Source organism: Streptomyces sp. NPDC088794 (assembly GCF_044750545.1).
GTDB lineage: Bacteria > Actinomycetota > Actinomycetes > Streptomycetales > Streptomycetaceae > Streptomyces.
Genome location: NZ_JBIVKB010000001.1, coordinates 978,008 through 994,212, shown reverse-complemented (window position 1 = coordinate 994,212; position 16,205 = coordinate 978,008). Strand labels below are relative to the sequence as shown.

Below are 16,205 nucleotides of genomic sequence, written 5' to 3'. Positions count from 1 at the left end.
ATGGGTCAGCAGGACGCGCAGGACTCGCAGGACGAGCGGTTCGATGTCGTCGTACTCGGCGCGGGTCCTGGCGGATACGTCGCCGCCATTCGTGCCGCCCAGCTCGGCAAGCGGGTCGCGGTGGTCGAGGAGAAGTACTGGGGCGGTGTCTGTCTGAACGTGGGCTGCATCCCGACCAAGGCGCTGTTGCGCAACGCGGAGTTGGCGCACATCTTCACCCGCGAGGCGAAGACCTTCGGGATCAAGGTCGAGGGGGAGGTCTCCTTCGACTACGGGGAGGCGTTCCGCCGTAGCCGCAGGGTCGCGGACGGCCGGGTCAAGGGCGTCCACTACCTGATGAAGAAGAACAAGATCACGGAGATCGACGGCCGCGGCACCTTCCTCGACCCGCACACGCTCCAGGTGGCGGGCTACGACGGCGAGACCCGCACGATCGGGTTCGAGCACTGCATCATCGCGACCGGCGCCACGCCCAGGCTGCTGCCCGGCACCAAGCGCAGTGCGCGCGTGGTGACGTACGAGGAGCTGATCCTCGCCGAGGAGCTCCCGCAGTCGATCGTGATCGCGGGCGCCGGCGCCATCGGCATCGAGTTCGCCTACGTCCTGCACAACTACGGCGTGAAGGTCACGATCGTCGAGTTCCTGGACCGGGTCGCGCCCCTGGAGGACGTCGAGGTATCCGCCGAACTCGCCAAGCAATACCGCAAGTTGGGCATCGACGTGCTCACCTCCACCCGCGTCGAGTCGATCGACGAGTCGGGACCGCAGGTCCGCGTCACGGTCACCGGCAAGGACGGTGCCCAGCAGGTCCTGGAGGCCGACAAGGTGCTCCAGGCGATCGGGTTCGCGCCCAACGTCACCGGTTTCGGGCTGGAGAACACGGGCGTGGCGGTGACCGACCGCGGTGCGATCGACGTCGACGGGCGGTGCCGTACGTCCGTGCCGCACCTGTACGCCATCGGTGATGTCACCGCGAAGCTGATGCTCGCGCACGCCGCCGAGGCGATGGGTGTGATCGCCGCCGAGACCCTCGCGGACGCGGAGACGATGGAGCTGGACTACGCGATGATCCCGCGCGCCACCTACTGCCAGCCCCAGATCGCCAGCTTCGGCTACACCGAGGCGCAGGCACGGGAGTTGGGCCATGACGTCAAGGTCGCGAAGTTCCCGTTCACCGCGAACGGCAAGTCGCACGGCCTCGGCGACACCACCGGGTTCGTGAAGCTGATCAGCGACGCGAAGTACGGCGAACTCCTCGGCGGCCATCTCATCGGCCCCGACGTCACCGAACTCCTCCCCGAACTCACCCTCGCCCAGCAGTGGGACCTCACCGTCCACGAGGTCGCCCGCAATGTGCACGCCCACCCGACCCTGGGCGAGGCGGTGAAGGAAGCGGTGCACGGGCTCGCCGGACACATGATCAACATGTGACGCGCCGCCACAGGGCGGAACCGGCCGCGCCCCCTTCCCCGGTCATCCCGTCGGTGAGGGGGAGGGGGTCCCGGCCGGTCCCGTCGGTACCCCGTCCGTCGCCAGTCCCGGGGGCACCGTGAGGGTGACCAGGGGTGCGCCCGGTTGCGGCACCGGTGGTGTCACCTGTGCGGCGGGGAGCTTGGGCGGGGCGGTCTCCTGGAAGTTGACCTGGTTGAAGTCGACCAGGCCGGTCTTCTCCATCTGGGTGATGTGGTCCAGGACCACGTCGTTGGCCTGGTCGGCGAGCGCGCGCACCAGGGTGTTCTCCGTGGTGGAGCGGATCTTGGCGATGACGTTGAAGATCGAACCGTGGGTCATCCGCAGGGTGTTGGCGAAGTCGGAGTCGAACTGCTTGCCCTTGTCCGAGCGGAAGTTGGCCAGGAAGCCCTGCTGTTGCGGCGTGGGCTGGTCGGGGAGGGTGATGTTCAGTTCGGGCGCGATCGTGCGGCAGCTGGCGTCGAGCGCGGCATGGCCGACGACCAGGTGCCGTCCGGCCTCGCGTACGGCCGGCGTCGTGCCCTTCTGCATGGCCAGGGATCCGGAGGGGCTCTCCCAGAGACCGGCGGAGCGCACGAAGACGACGAAGTTGCGGTCGGCCTCGGTGAGTGGTCCCCACTGCGTGTTGGCGATGATTCGGGCCTGGTTGGAGGCCGTGGTCTGGATGCCGAGCATGCTGGGGTAGGCGAGGGCGGCCAGCGTGGTGGCGAGCGCCCCGCCGACGGCGAGGGATCCGAGCGTGCTGCGCGAGAGGGGCATGGGGCCTCCGGATACGGGCGGTGCGGCTGACAGGTCGTACGCGGAGTGCAGGGAAAGGAGACCCTTGCGCGAGGTAAAGATTGCTTGACGCGGGACGGGGTCCGAGTGCCGGGCGAGATCATCCACCGGTCAGCCGGTCAGCCGGTCAGCCGGTCAGCCGGTCAGCCGGTCAGCCGGTGCGCCGCATGCGTCGCTCGTCGGTCACCCGCTCTCCTCCCGCCCTGAACCTCCGATTCCATTTCAGGGAGAGTCAAAAAGCTCGCGGCCCGCTCCGCGGTCGGGGAAAACCGAGTACGTGCTTCGCACACCCACGAGGCCGACGGTCCGACTCGTCCGAGACGCCACCGGTAGGCGCGGCCGCCTCCGCAGCCGGAACAGAGAAACCGCAACGGAGAGAACCGCCGTCACCGATGAAGTTCCACGAGGCGCGCATCCCATAGGCGAGCATTTTCCGGGCCAGTACCCGGCCCGTCCGTATGCCCGCGCCTCGCATCCCCGGAACGCTCCGGCGACATCGCCGCGCGGATTTGCTGCCGCCATCGGCGGACCGCTCGCCGCACGGATGACCCGCGAGAAGCTCAAGGCCAACTCGGTCCGGGCGAAGCTCGACCGGCAGGAGCTGACGGCTCAGACACTGTCGGGTCTCGTCACCGCGAGCGGGGCGGGCGCGGTCGTCATCTGGGCGGTGCTGGCGGCACTGAGCGGGCGGATCTCCCTGGGTGACGTGTCGCTGATGATCGCGTCCGTGGCCGGAGTCCAGTCCGCGGGCGCCGGCCTCATGCGGGACATCGCCAAGTCCCATCAGCAACTGCTCATGTTCCGCCACTACTTGTCCGTCGTCGACGGTGAGACGGACCTTCCGGTGCCGCAGAAACCCTTGCCGGTACCGGAGTTGTCCTCGGGCATCGAGTTCCGGGATGTGTGGTTCCGTTACTCGCCGGACCATCCCTGGGCGCTGCGGGGCGTCAGTTTCCGCGTCGGCCAAGGCCGTTCACTCGGACTGGTCGGACGCAACGGCGCGGGCAAGAGCACGATCGTGAAGCTGCTCTGCCGCATGTACGACCCGGAGCGGGGCGCGGTCCTGTGGGACGGCGTGGACCTGCGGGACATGAACCCGGCGGAGCTGCGGCGCCGGATCGGCGCGGTGTTCCAGGACTACATGACGTACGACCTGAGCGCCTACGAGAACATCGCGCTGGGCGATCTGCCGAACGCGTCGATCGAGCGGGTGGTCGAGGCGGCACAGCGGTCGGGCGCGGACGCCTTCGTCCGTGAACTGCCGCGCGGGTACGACACCTTGCTGTCCCGGATCTTCTTCCAGGGCGACGAGGAGGACGGCGACAGCGACCGGGGCGTGACGCTGTCGGGCGGGCAGTGGCAGCGGCTGGCCATCGCACGGGCGTATCTGCGCGGGCGTCAGGATCTGCTGATCCTCGACGAACCCAGCTCCGGCCTGGACGCCGAGACCGAGGACCGGATCCATCGTGAGCTGCGCGAATACCGCGGGAGCCGGACGAGCGTGCTGATCTCTCACCGACTGGGCTCGGTACGGGAGGCGGACGAACTGCTGGTCGTCGACGCCGGCGAGGTGGCCGAGCACGGGACGCACGACGAACTGATCGCGCAGGGAGGGCTGTACGCGGGGATGTTCGCGGCGCAGGCCGAGGGCTACCGGTCCGAGGCCGTCGGGCCGCGGGACGGGTCCGAGACTATCGGGCCGGGGGAGAACGTTCCGGGACAGCCCGTGGAGGCGAGAACGTGACCTGGCTCCTCGTCGCCGCGGCGGTGACCGTGCTGTTCCTCGCTGCCACTCGGATGGTCCTGGCCCGGGTCCGCCGGACCGTCGTCCTGGTGCTGGTGCACGGCCGGAGCATGAGTCCGGCCTATCTGCGGGGCGACTGGGTGGTGGGCCGGCGCGTGGCGGCGAAGGACCTGTGCCGTGGCGACGTGGTGATCGTGGACATGCCGCCGACCGGGCAGGCGCCCGAGGGCAGGACGATGGTGGGCCGGCTGACGATCAAGCGGATCGCGGCTCTGCCGGGCGATGCCCTGCCCGCCGGCGTGCCGAGCAGGGAGCCGGGCGCGGCGGTGCCCGCCGGCCATGTGGTCGTCCTGGGTGACAATCAGGCCCTGAGCACGGACTCCCGGCATCACGGCCCCGTGCCGTCGGCGTGGGTCGTCGGCAGGGCGGTGCGCAAGGCGAGCCTGCCCGGGATGAGGACGGTTCAGCCTCGGGACACACCTCTCGCGCACCGCTCCGGCGCCGGAAGCGCGTCTGCCGCGCCACCGGAGCGACCGCCGGGGTGACCGGTCCCCTCACGGTCAACTGGTCGCCGTAGAAGGCGCGTTCGCGGGAACCGGTGAGGACCGTCCTACGGCGACGTGGGTGCCTGCGGGGAGCGGAGTACGAGGAGGGTGATCTCGCTGGGGGCGAAGACGCGGAAGGGCGGGCCCCAGAAGCCGGTGCCGCGGCTGGTGTAGAGGAGGGTGCGGGCGCCGTGCCGGCTGAGGCCGGCCAGGGCGGGCTGGTCGATGCGGACCAGGTGGTGGAAGGGCCAGATCTGGCCGCCGTGGGTGTGGCCGGAGAGCTGGAGGTCGATGCCGGCGGCCGCCGCCTTGTCCACGAACTTGGGCTGGTGCGCCAGGAGCAGGACGGGCAGGTCGGGGTCGGCGCCGTCGAGGGCTCCGTCGAGGTGGGCGCGGTGGCCCGGCAGGCCGGAGGACTCGGCGGTGACGTCGTCCACGCCGGCCACCACGAGGGTGTCGCCGCCGCGTTCGAGCAGCACATGGCGGTTGCGCAGCGGCTCCCAGCCCAGCTCGCCCATCAGGTCGACCCAGCCCTGGGCCTCGCTGTAGTACTCGTGGTTGCCGGTGACGTAGACCCGGGCCTCGGTGGCCCGCACGGTACCGAGCGGGACGGCCTGGGCACGGCGGCGTTCTGCCGTGCCGTCCGCGATGTCACCGGTGTGGCAGACCACGTCGGCTTCCAGGGTGTTCACCGTCTCGCACACCCGCGCCGACCAGCGTGCACGGTCGAGCGGGCCGTAGTGGGTGTCGGTGATGAGGGCGACCCGAGTGCCGTCCAACCCGGCGCCCAGCCGCGGGAGTTGGACGTCGAGGCGGCGCACGCGGGGCACGCGGCGGGCTTCGGCGTACCCCCAGGCCAGGAGGGCGGCGGTGGTGCCGAGGACGGCCCAGGCGACGATCCGGGCCCGGTCCTGGCTCTCGCCGACGCCAGCCAAGGTCAGGGCGAGCCGCAGCAGGACACCGAGCAGCACGGACCAGGTGAACAGCACCCAACTGGCGCCTAGCATGCTGTCACCGACGATCGCGGCCCAGTCCTGCTGGCGCCGGCCGTGGCCGCGCCCCATCGCGAGCGGCATACCGACGAGGCCGAGGACGAACAGGGCCGTGCCGACCAGAGTGACGGGCAGCGGCCAGTGCTGGCCGGTGTACAGGAGCACCCAGCAGGGCACGGTCCACAGCAGCACGGGCGCGATCAGCGGGAGGTAGCGCATCAGGCGCAGCAGCCGGCTCCGCCGTGGAGCCTGCGCCACGCTGTCGGCGGGTCGAGTGTCGCTGGTGTCGGTCACGCTTCACCTCTCTGACCAGGCTGCCCTCCCGCGAACTGTATCCGGTCGCCCTCGGGCCGGTCGGAGGGGTGTTCATGAGGGCGGCCCGAGGAGCGGCGAAGAAGACGACCGGGTCACGCCACCGGCCGGTTCTCTGGTACTACCGACGCATGGGGATCGAGCGGTTCATCGGCGTCGACCTCGCCTGGGCGCAGTCGCAGGAGGGAGCCCGCACCAAGGTCAACGAGACCGGTGTGGCCGCCGTCGACGGTCGTGGCGTGGTGATCGACTGCGGCTGGACCTCGGGGCTCGACGAGACGATGGCCTGGATCGCCAGGACGGCCGTGGACGGATCGACCCTCGCCTTCGTCGACGCGCCGCTGGTCGTCGACAATCCGGCCGGCCAGCGGCCCTGCGAGCGGGAGGTCGGCCGGCGGTACGGCCGCTGGAAGGTGAGCGCGAACAGCACCAACCAGAGCTCTCCCCGTCGGGGCGGAGTGCTCTTGAGGGCGTTGTTGCAGGAGTCCGGCTGGGTCTACGACGACGGCAGGGGCGGCCCGCCGACGGGCGGACTGGTCGTCTCCGAGTGCTACCCGTACACGACCTTGGTCGGCGCGTCCGAGCTGGGCTACGACCAGGAGCGCCCCGCCTACAAGCGTCCGCCCGCCCGAGTGCCGAGGGCGCGGTGGCGAGCGGTCCGGGCGGAGGTGTGCGACCAACTGATCGCGCGTATGGCGGCTCTGGCCACCGCCGATCCGCCCCTTCTGCTCGACTCCCACGCGGAGTCCCGTCGCCTGATCGAGGAGCCCTCACCTCAGCTCGACGCCGACTACAAGCACCGGGAAGACCTCATCGACGCGCTGCTCTGCGCGTGGACGGCCGCACTGTGGTCCCGGCACGGACTGGCGCGCTGCCAAGTCCTGGGAGCGGACACCCCCGTACCCCGAGGATCCGCTCCCACCATCATCGCGCCCGCCCGGCCCGCGCAGATGCGCGGCCGGGCGAACTGACGGGACGGGGTCAGCCCGCGTAGGTCGCGAACAGTTTGGAGAACTGGTACGGGGTCTGCGGGATGTTCGTGCACTGGCTCAGGGCGCCGGTGCAGGCGTTCCGGTCGCGGGTGACGTCCCAGAAGCCCAGTTCGCCCAGGTGGTTCTGCTTGGCGAAGGTGAGCACCTGCTGCGCGTCGGCGAAGGTGAACACCTCGCCGGCGGTGTCGTTCTGGCCGAGCATCGGGGTGAGCCCGACCATCGCCCAGGTCTGGGCGGTGGTGAGGCTGGGCCACACCGAGGCGATCTGGGCGCGGGTCGAGGTCGCGGCCTGGATGGCGTACGTGCCCATCTTCCCGGACGGGTTGGGCGCGGCGCTGTCGCCGTAGTCCATGGCCATCAGGTTGACGGTGTCGACGTTCAGGTTGTGCGACTTGGCGGAGCTGAGGATGTAGACGCCGTCCGCGGTCAGGCCGCTGGGCAGGACCGGGAGGGTGAGCGTGACCTTCAGGTCGCGGCCCTTGGCACGCTGGGCGGCCTGGACGGCGGCGACGGCCGTCGAGCGCCGGTCGATCGAGGCGTGGTCGACCGCCGCGGCGCCCTCGATGTCGAAGTCCACGCGGTCCAGGGCGTAGGCGTCCACGACCTTCTGGTACTGCGCCTGGAGCGCGGTCGTGCTGGTGCAGGCGAGGGCCAGTTCGGTGCCCGACGCGCCACCGAAGGACGGCCGGACGTCACCGCCCATCGCGCGCAGCGAGTCGAAGTCCGCCCGGTTCCAACCCGCCCCGGGGTCGAAGGAGTTGAACCAGCTCGCGTTGCAGCCGGTCGACCCGGCGGTGATGAAGCCGAGCGAGAACTGCCGCAGCCCGGTGTCCGTGGCGATCTGCGTGAGGTTCGGCGTCGGGTAGGACCCGAGGTCGACAAAGGGGGCCGCCACGCCGGGAGTTGTGCCACTGCCCGCGGTCGCGGTGAGGGTCGCCGAGCGCGCCGACTGGTTGTTGGAGTCGTCGAGCGCGGTCACCGAGAAGCTGTGGCTGCTGCCGGGGAGCAGGCCGATCACCTTGAAGGTGGTGCCGGTGCCGGAGGTCGTGGCGATGACCTCGTTGCCCTCGTAGACCCGGTAGCCGACCACGCCGATGTTGTCGGTCGAGGCGTTCCAGCCCAGCGTGACGCTGCCGGGCCCTGTGGCCCGGACGGCGAGGCCGGAGGGGACCGAGGGCGCGGCGGTGTCGGCGGGGACACCGGCGCAGGGGCCGTTGTTGATCAGGCAGGAGCTCGGCAGGACGACCGAGCCGGTGTAGCTGAAGTCCATGCCGACGACGGGCGCGGACTCACCGGGGGCGAGCGAGGCCTCCCAGCTGGGGGAGGTGATGGTGTACTGCGTCCCGCTGTGGGTGACCGTGCCGTTCCACGAGCTGGTGACGGCCTCGGTGGCGGGCAGGGTGAAGGTGATGGTCCATGAATTGACCGTGTGGGTCGACCTGTTGGTGACCGTGTAACCGCCCTCGAAGCCGGCACCCCACGTGGAGGTGACGCCGAAGGAGGCGATCAGACCGGTGTTGTCGGCCGCGTGGGAGGCAGGGGCGGCGATCGTGGTCAAGCCGCCGACCGCCAGGGCGGCGGCCAGAACGGCGCGCAGCGACGCACGTCTCATGGGGGACTCCTCTGTGGGGCGAGGTCGCGTACGGCGCCTGGCCGAAAGGCATGGAAACCGAACCGGTAAGCCGTGAACTTAATCGGAAACTTTCCTTACATCTGCCTGCGTAGGGAAGGGTGACCGGCCGCGCCTGACGGCGTCAAGAGATTCGGGAAAGATTCGTCTAGACCAATTCCGGGTCCGCGGGCGCCAGTTGCCGCTGCAAGCGGTCACGGATGACGCTCTCGGCGTCCGCCACGATCGTGCGGACCACCGTCTCGCAGCTCTCCACGCTGTCGATGAGGCCCTGGGCCTGACCGGCCCACCACATTCCGCCCTCGACATCGCCCTCACTCAGCACCCGCTGCCTGCCACGCTTCCCGGAGGCGAGGTCGGCGACGTCGGAGAAGACGGCCCCGGGGAGCGCGCCGAGGCGGGCGATGGCCTCCGAGACCGAATTGCGCGCCACCCGGGCGGTGTTGCCGAACTCCCGGAACACGATCTGGGTGCCGCGCTCGTCGTTCGCGACGATCCGCGCCTTCACGTTCGGGTGGACCGGCGCCTCCTCGGTCGCCTCGAACCGGGTCCCCATGTTGATCGCGCACGCCCCGAGCGCCAGCGCCGCGACAAGACCGGCACCGGTGGCGAAGCCGCCGGACGCGATGATCGGGATGCGCAGCCGGCGGGCGGCGGCCGGGATCAGGACGAGACCGGGGACGTCGTCCTGACCCGGGTGCCCCGCACACTCGAACCCGTCGATGCTCACCGCGTCGACGCCCAACGCCTCGGCTTTGAGCGCGTGCCGGACGGCGACGGCCTTGTGTACGACCTTCACCCCGGCCGCCTTGAACGCCGGCAGATGCGGCGCGGGGTTGCTGCCCGCCGTCTCCACGACCTTCACGCCCGAGTCGACGATGACCGCCCGGTAGTCCTCGTACGGCACCGGTTCGATGGTGGGCAGGATGGTGAGGTTGACGCCGAACGGCTTGTCGGTCAGGTCACGGCAGCGTGCGATCTCCTTCGCGAGTGCCTCCGGGGTGGGCTGCGTCAGCGCGCTGAGGAACCCCAGCGCACCCGCGTTCGCGACGGCCGAGATCAGCTCCGCGGTGCCCACCGCGAGCATTCCGCCGCACACGATGGGGTGTTCGACCCCGAACATCTCCGTGAACTCGTTCCGGAAGGTCATGTCACTCCACTTGCTGAGACAGGGGCAGAGACGTCACAGGTCCCAGAGACGTCCAAGGGGTTAGAGGCGTCCACGGCGTCCAAGGTGCCAAGAGGTGTCAGAGACGTCGCGAGATGATCAGCCGCATGATGTCCGAGGTGCCCTCCTCGATCTCCTCCAACTTGGCGTCACGCATCCACTGTTCGACCGGGAACTCGCGCGAGTAGCCCCATCCGCCGAGGGTCTGGACGGCGCCCCAGGTCACCGCCATCGCGGTCTCGGAAGCCTGGAGCTTGGCCATGGCCGCGACCTTCGTGGCATCCGCTCCCGCGTCCATCTGCCGGGCCGCGTGCAGGGTGAGCAGCCATGCGGACTCGATCCGGGTCGCCATGTCGGCCAGCCGGAACGCGACGGCCTGGTGCTCGACGATCGGCTTCCCGAACTGCTTGCGCTCCCGGGCGTACTTGAGCGCGTACTCGTAGGCCGCGCGGGCCGCTCCGGTCGCCGCGGCGGCGAGCACGATCCGCGAGATGTCGAACGTCTTCATCAACCCGCGGAAGCCCTGCCCCTCGTCCCCGAGCCGGTCGGACTCGGGCACGAACACCTCGTCGAAGAAGATCTCCCGGCAGACGATCGCGCGCTGGCCCATCTTCCGCATGGGCTCACCGAACCGCATCCCTTCGGCGCCCTTGCGCAGCAGGAAGGCGGTGACCCCGGAAGACCCCCGGGTCGGGTCGGTCTTCGCGAAGACCACGTACTGGTCGGCCAGACCCGCGTTGGAGATCCACGCCTTCTGCCCGCTGATCGCGTAACCGCCCTCGACCCGCACGGCGGTGGTGACGATGGACGCGGCATCGGAACCCGATTCCGGCTCGGTCGTCGCCAACGCCGTGTAGAGCGGGTTCGGACCGGCGAGCGGACGCAACCACTCGGCCTTCTGCTCCTCGGTGCCGAGTGCGAGCAGCGGGTCGGCGAAGAACCCGTTGGAACAGACGAAGTTGCCGATGCCCGGGTCGCCCCAGCACATCTGCTCCTGGACCAGGCACTGGGTCACGACATCGGTGAATCCGCCGCCGCCGTACTCCTCGGGCAGCATGAAATCGGTGATGCCGACCTTGGCCGCGGCCCGGAAGATGTCCAGCGGCGACTCGATGTCCCGCTCGTCGACCTCGCGTCCGCGCGGCCGGATCTCGTTCGCGGCGAACTCCCGGCACAGTTCGACGATCGCCCGCTGCTCATCGGTCAGCGGCCAGGGCTCAGTGGACGTGCTCACGCGATATCTCCTGTTCCTCGGTGGATTTCCGGCGGCCGTTCACCCCGGTTGCTGCACATGCGGTCTTCGGTACGACGTCCGCGCCACGAGGGACGACGAGCGCGTCCACCGCCAGGGCGCCGTCGGGCCCGACCCGGATCGGGTTGACCTCGATGTCCGCCACGCCGGTGGTGCCCGCGATCGCCTCGGACACGGCGACGATCGCGTCGATCAGCGCGTCGACGTCGACTGCCGGCTGTCCCCGCCAGCCGTCCAGCAGCCGGCGCGAACGCAGGCGGTCGAGCATCCCGGCCGCCGTCCGCCGGTCGACCGGCGCCAGTTCCACGGACACGTCACGCCAGAGTTCGGTGTGGACTCCGCCGTGGCCCACGGTCACGGTCGGACCGAAGTCACGGTCCCGGCGGGCGCCGATCACCAGCTCGACGACGCCCGGCCGGGTGTCCTGCTCCTCGACGACGTACTCGCCCGGTCCGAGCCGTTCGTACATCTCGCGGAACACCGCGCCGGCGGTCTCCGGGCCCAACCCGGTTCTGACGGCCTGGTGTTCGCTCTTGTGCTCGATCCAGCCGGCCTTGAGCACGAGCGGTGGGTGGAGGGATGCGCAGGCTTCCGCGAACTCGGCCGCGTCGGTGACCCGTTGCGCCTTGGGCGTCGCGATGCCGAGGGTCGACAGGAACGTACGAGCAGCCCAGTAGCCGGGCTCAGGGACGGCCGCTTCGATCCTCACGGTCACCGGAGTCGGGCGGGGCTGTCCGCCCAGTCGGGTCACGTGGCCCAGTGCGCCCAGGGCCGCGTCGATGGTGTCGAAGACCGGGACGCGGTGCTCCCGAAGGCGGGCGATCGCCGGCGAACCGGCGCTCATGCTGTGCACGACCAGGGGCACGTGCGCCGCGTGCGTCCGCTGGAGGTCGCCGAGGCGGTCGATCACGGCGGACTCGGCGTCCACGAGGCTCGGCGCGTCCTCGCCGTAGCAACCGAGGTACCCGGACAGGACGATCGAGTCGACCTCGCCGGAGGCGGCCACCAACTCGGCGACCCGCGTGTAGACCTGGAGATCCGCTTCCCCCGCGCCCGCGAGGTCCACCGGATTGGACACCGCCGCGGCAGCGGGGAGGAGGTCACGCAGACCGGACTGCAACCGGTCGGTGAAGACCGGCGCACGAAGGCCCCTTTCCGTGGCGAGGTCGGCGGCGATCCCGCCCTGTCCGCCGCTGTCGCTGATGATCGCGACCCGGCGTCCGTCCGGGGGAGCGGCCGCGTCCAACACCCCTGCCGTGTCCACGAGTTCGCGCGGAGACGTGACCCGAAGGGCTCCGGCGGCGCGGCACGCCGCGTCGACGACGTCGAGCGCCGAGGTCATCGAACCGGTGTGGGACCGCGCGAGCCGACGGCTGCCCTCGCTGGCACCGGTGGTGAGCACCAGCGCGTGCTTGCCGGCTCGGCGGAGTGCCTGGAGGGCGGTGACGACCCGCGGTCCGTCCGCGAAGCTCTCCAGATAGAGCGCCACCGTGGTGGTGTGTTCGTCGGAGACGAGGGATTCGAGTACGTCGACGGCTCCCACGTCGAGCTGGTTGCCGACCGAGTAGAAGCGCGACACACCCAGCCCGGCCCGTGCGCCGAGGCCGGCGATCTCGGAACCGAGCTGACCGCTCTGCGAGACGATCGCCAGGCTCCCGGGGGTGAAGTTCCCCCAGGCGAGCCTGAGTTCCGTGGCGGCGTTGAACAACCCGAGGCTGTTCGGCCCGATCATCCGAGCGCCCGACTCGCGCAGCAGCGCGGCGAGTCGGGCCTCGTCGGCGCCGAGTCCCGCGGTGATCGAGAGGAAGGCGCGGCACCCCTTGGCGAGGGCGTCCCGGACGACGGGGAGAACGTGTTGCGGGGGCACGCACAGGGCGACGAGATCGGGGGCCTGGGGCAGGTCGCCCACCGTCGGACGGCAGGGTCGGCCGAGGACCTGTGCGGCACGGCGGTTGACCAGCCACACCGTCCGTCGGTCGGCTCCCGCGAGGGCGCCGGTGGCGAGCCAGTAGCCCCATTTGGCGCGGTCCTCGGTGGCGCCGACGACGGCGATGGACGAGGGGTCGACGAAGGCCTGGGGAAAGGACACGGATGATCTCCCGGTTTCGGGGGAGGGGGAGGGGGTGGAGAGGAGGCGAAGGAGAGGAGGCGAAGGAGAGCGGGTGCAGAAGTCCCGGGCGGACGGCGGAAGTTGGGCAGACGACCGGGCGGCAGCAGGCCCGGCCCGGACTCAGCTCTGGGCCGCGGCGGTCGGCCGACGTTCGAAGAATGCGGGATACAGGCGCCGGCAGACCAGTAGCGCGAGCAGACCGAGCACGACCGTCCCGATGCCGATCACGAACGCGCCGCCGACGCGGGATCCCGAGGAGAACGGGAGGGTCCAACTCGTACCGCTGTTGATCGGATCCCACGCCTGCACCAGACTCCAGGCGCCCGCGGCGAGCAGGACGACCCCGCCGATCGCGGGCAGGACGACGGTCAGCCAGACGTCCGAGGCCTTGGCGCGCGGCCCGGCGCGGTGCACCCAGGCGGAGGTGAGCCCGGTGAGCCCGTAGTAGAACGCGATCAGCACTCCGCAGGCGGACACCGCGTCGCCGAGGACGAGACCGTGGCCGAGGAAGTTCAACGCCACGTACACCACCGCGCCGATGACCCCGACCGCGATCGTGCCCACGTGCGGGATGCGGAAGCGCGGGTGCACCTTGGCCAGTGCGCGGGGGAGCGCGCCCTGGTCGCCCATCGACAGCATCGTGCGGCTCAGGGTCAGTACGGTCGTCTCCGTCGAGGCGGCGGCCGAGGTGAGGACCATGAGGATCAGCAGGTGCCACAGGACCGAGCCGAAACCGCTCGACCCGAACACCGCGGTGCCGAAGCCGTAGAGGACGTCTCCGGAGTTGTCCGGGTTGTTCAGGCCGATCCCGGAGTCGCCGATGCCGGCGAAGGAGATCGCGGCGAATGTGGCGAGGAGGTACAGCGCCACCAGGAGCACCGTGGACCAGGTCGCGGCGCGGCCCGGGACGCGGTGCCGGTCGGTGGTCTCCTCGTTGACGGTGAGCGCCGTCTCCCAACCCCAGTAGATGAACAGCATCAGCACCAGCGCGCTGACGAACGCGCTCAGTGAGGCGCCCTCGAAGGGGTTGAGCCAGGACAGGCTCGGCCGCCGGGTCCCGGTCGGCGCGCTGCCCGCGTACACCTTGACGAGTGCGACGACCGACAGGGCCACCAGCATGCCGAACTCCAGGAAGAGCAGGGCGCGTTGGACCGCTGCCGCGATCTCGATACCGCGGTAGCAGACCAGGGTCATCAGCGCGAGCCAGCCCAGACCGGCCAACAGCACACGCCAGTTCGCCGGATCGGAACCGATGTTCTCCGCGCCGAACAGCAGGAACACGTACTGCCCGGCGACCTGCGCGAGGCTGCCGATCACGAGGACGAAGGACGCGATGATCGCCCAGCCGCCGAGGAAGCCGAGGCTCGGGTTCAGGGAGCGGGTGGCCCAGGTGAAGATCGTGCCGCAGTCCGGGTCGCGGCGGTTGAGCGCGGCGTAGCCGAAGGAGACGAACAGGATCGGGACGAAGGCGAGCACCACGACGGCCGGGGCCTGGAAGCCGACGTATCCGACGACGAAGGCCAGGGTCGCGGTGAGGCTGTAGGCGGGCGCCGCGGAGGCCACGGCGAGGATCAGGCTGGTGGCCATGGAGAGCGCGCCGGAGCGCAGGCCCTTGTCCGTCTGGGCCTCTCGCACTTGGAGTTGCGAATCAGAGGTCATTGCCACTCCCGATCTACTGGTCTACGGGTATCGACAAGAAAACGCAATGACTGATTGGTGAGTCAGGCTGGCTGTGGCGGAGGGTGCTGTCAAGGCTTCGATCGCAATTTTGTGGAGTGTCTTGACTGGTGAGTCAATGTTGCGGCACGGTGACCGGCGTGACACCACTCGAAACTTCTGCCGTGGAGACCGAGGTCGTGGTCGTGGGCGCCGGATACGCGGGGCTCACCACCGCGTGGCGGCTGGCCGACGCCGGGGTCGACGTCGTCGTGCTGGAGGCCGCCGACCGCGTGGGCGGCCGTGTGTTCAGCGAGGTGAGCCCGTCGGGCGTGCGCGTCGACCACGGAGGGCAGTGGATCGGGCCGAGCCAGCGACGGTTCCACGCGCTGGCGGACCGCTTCGGCTGCCGGAGGTTCCCGACCTGGGAGACCGGACGGCACGTCGAGATCCGCCCCGACGGCACCCGCGTCGACTACGCGGGCGGCGCACCGGACGCCGGACCGGGCATCGAGGAGTACGAACGCGTCACCGCCCTGCTCGACGATCTCGCCCGTACCGTCGACCTCGAACTGCCGTGGTCCACCCCGCGGTTCGCCGAGTTCGACGCCCTGTCGGCCGAGGACTTCTTCCGCGCGCGGACCGACGACGAGGACGCCCTGGCGCGGCTGGCGCTCGCGATCCAGGGCGTGTGGTGCGCCGAACCGCGCGAGATCTCCTTCTTCCACGTGCTGTTCTACCTGGCCTCGGGCGGCGGCTACGAACAGCTGATGGAGACCCGCGGCTGCGCCCAGGACGCCCGCTTCTCCGACGGGGCGGACGCCGTGGCCCACGCGGTCGCGAAGTCGCTGGGCGGACGGGTCAGGCTGGGCGAACCGGTGCTGTCCCTGCGACAGACCGCGCACGGCGTGGAGGCGTACACAGGCCACACCGTCGTCCGCGCCCGACGAGCCGTGGTCGCCGTGCCGCCGGCGGCGGTCGAGCGGATCGCGTTCCACCCGGTGCTGCCCGTCGGCCGGCGCGGCTGGGTGCGCCACTCGCCGATGGGACGGGTCGCCAAGGTGCACGCCGTGTACGAGCAACCTTTCTGGCGCGCGGCAGGACACTCCGGGATCGCGACGCTGTACGGCGACAGCCCGGTCGGCGTGGTCTTCGACAACTCCCCGGAGGACGCCTCGCGCGGTGTGCTCGTCGCGTTCGTCTACGGCGACCGGCTCGACCGCTGGTCCGCCGGAACCGACGCCGAGCGCCGCCACGAGGTGCTGGCCGCACTGTCCGCGGTGGCCGGACCCGAGGCCGGACGGCCCGTCGACTACGTCGAGAGGATCTGGCCCCGGACGGGCTGGACCATCGGCGGCTACGAGTGCTTCGTGACCCCGGGCGGCTGGACCCGGCACGGCAGGGACGGCTGGCGGGAACCGTCCGGGCTCGTCCACTGGGCGGGCACCGAGACCGCCTCGGTGTGGAACGGCTACATCGACGGGGCGATCTCCTCGGGCGAGCGTGCCGCGGCCGAGGTGATCAGCGCCCTCGCGGCCGTCGGGTACCTGGGGTGAA

General features: G+C 70.5%; 12 protein-coding genes. 5 read left to right on the top strand and 7 right to left on the bottom strand.

What is annotated here, in order from left to right; all coding sequences use genetic code 11:
• The gene (gene lpdA, locus ACIP6U_RS04460) at positions 1-1,431 is read left to right on the top strand and encodes a dihydrolipoyl dehydrogenase (protein ID WP_401712768.1); all 1,431 of its coding nucleotides are present in this window, start codon (positions 1-3) and stop codon (positions 1,429-1,431) included.
• Positions 1,432-1,473: 42 nt separating this feature from the next.
• Here the strand turns inward: lpdA and ACIP6U_RS04455 are convergent, their stop codons facing one another.
• Positions 1,474-2,229, bottom strand: a complete 756-nt coding sequence (locus ACIP6U_RS04455; protein WP_401712765.1) for a DUF4142 domain-containing protein — start codon at positions 2,227-2,229, stop codon at positions 1,474-1,476.
• A 562-nt stretch (positions 2,230-2,791) separates the two neighbouring features.
• Between ACIP6U_RS04455 and ACIP6U_RS04450 the strand changes: the two genes are divergently transcribed.
• On the top strand, positions 2,792-3,991 hold the full coding sequence (locus ACIP6U_RS04450) for an ABC transporter ATP-binding protein (protein ID WP_401712762.1): 1,200 nt from the start codon (positions 2,792-2,794) through the stop codon (positions 3,989-3,991).
• The gene (locus ACIP6U_RS04445) at positions 3,988-4,536 is read left to right on the top strand and encodes a S26 family signal peptidase (RefSeq protein WP_401712759.1); all 549 of its coding nucleotides are present in this window, start codon (positions 3,988-3,990) and stop codon (positions 4,534-4,536) included. The genes ACIP6U_RS04450 and ACIP6U_RS04445 overlap by 4 nt, the downstream gene beginning before the upstream one ends.
• Positions 4,537-4,601: 65 nt before the next feature.
• Here the strand turns inward: ACIP6U_RS04445 and ACIP6U_RS04440 are convergent, their stop codons facing one another.
• Positions 4,602-5,822, bottom strand: a complete 1,221-nt coding sequence (locus ACIP6U_RS04440; RefSeq protein ID WP_401712756.1) for a metallophosphoesterase — start codon at positions 5,820-5,822, stop codon at positions 4,602-4,604.
• Positions 5,823-5,896: 74 nt separating this feature from the next.
• On the opposite strand from ACIP6U_RS04440, the gene ACIP6U_RS04435 reads away from it, so the two are divergent.
• On the top strand, positions 5,897-6,811 hold the full coding sequence (locus tag ACIP6U_RS04435; protein ID WP_401712753.1) for a DUF429 domain-containing protein: 915 nt from the start codon (positions 5,897-5,899) through the stop codon (positions 6,809-6,811).
• A 10-nt stretch (positions 6,812-6,821) separates the two neighbouring features.
• Here the strand turns inward: ACIP6U_RS04435 and ACIP6U_RS04430 are convergent, their stop codons facing one another.
• The 5 genes from ACIP6U_RS04430 to ACIP6U_RS04410 form a co-directional block, all read right to left on the bottom strand.
• The gene (locus tag ACIP6U_RS04430) at positions 6,822-8,444 is read right to left on the bottom strand and encodes a cellulose binding domain-containing protein (RefSeq protein ID WP_401712751.1); all 1,623 of its coding nucleotides are present in this window, start codon (positions 8,442-8,444) and stop codon (positions 6,822-6,824) included.
• Positions 8,445-8,610: 166 nt separating this feature from the next.
• Complete coding sequence (locus tag ACIP6U_RS04425) at positions 8,611-9,612, bottom strand: NAD(P)H-dependent flavin oxidoreductase (RefSeq protein WP_401712748.1); 1,002 nt, start codon at positions 9,610-9,612, stop codon at positions 8,611-8,613.
• Positions 9,613-9,709: 97 nt separating this feature from the next.
• Entirely contained in the window at positions 9,710-10,864 is a 1,155-nt protein-coding gene (locus tag ACIP6U_RS04420) for an acyl-CoA dehydrogenase family protein (RefSeq protein ID WP_401712745.1), read from the bottom strand.
• Positions 10,848-12,971 carry an acetate--CoA ligase family protein gene (locus ACIP6U_RS04415; protein WP_401712743.1) on the bottom strand — a complete coding sequence of 708 codons (2,124 nt, stop codon included), beginning with the start codon at positions 12,969-12,971 and terminating at the stop codon, positions 10,848-10,850. The genes ACIP6U_RS04420 and ACIP6U_RS04415 overlap by 17 nt, the downstream gene beginning before the upstream one ends.
• Before the next feature lie 141 nt (positions 12,972-13,112).
• On the bottom strand, positions 13,113-14,651 hold the full coding sequence (locus tag ACIP6U_RS04410; RefSeq protein ID WP_401712740.1) for an APC family permease: 1,539 nt from the start codon (positions 14,649-14,651) through the stop codon (positions 13,113-13,115).
• A 158-nt stretch (positions 14,652-14,809) separates the two neighbouring features.
• Between ACIP6U_RS04410 and ACIP6U_RS04405 the strand changes: the two genes are divergently transcribed.
• Positions 14,810-16,204 carry a flavin monoamine oxidase family protein gene (locus ACIP6U_RS04405; protein WP_401712737.1) on the top strand — a complete coding sequence of 465 codons (1,395 nt, stop codon included), beginning with the start codon at positions 14,810-14,812 and terminating at the stop codon, positions 16,202-16,204.
• The last annotated feature ends 1 nt before the right edge of the window (position 16,205 follow it).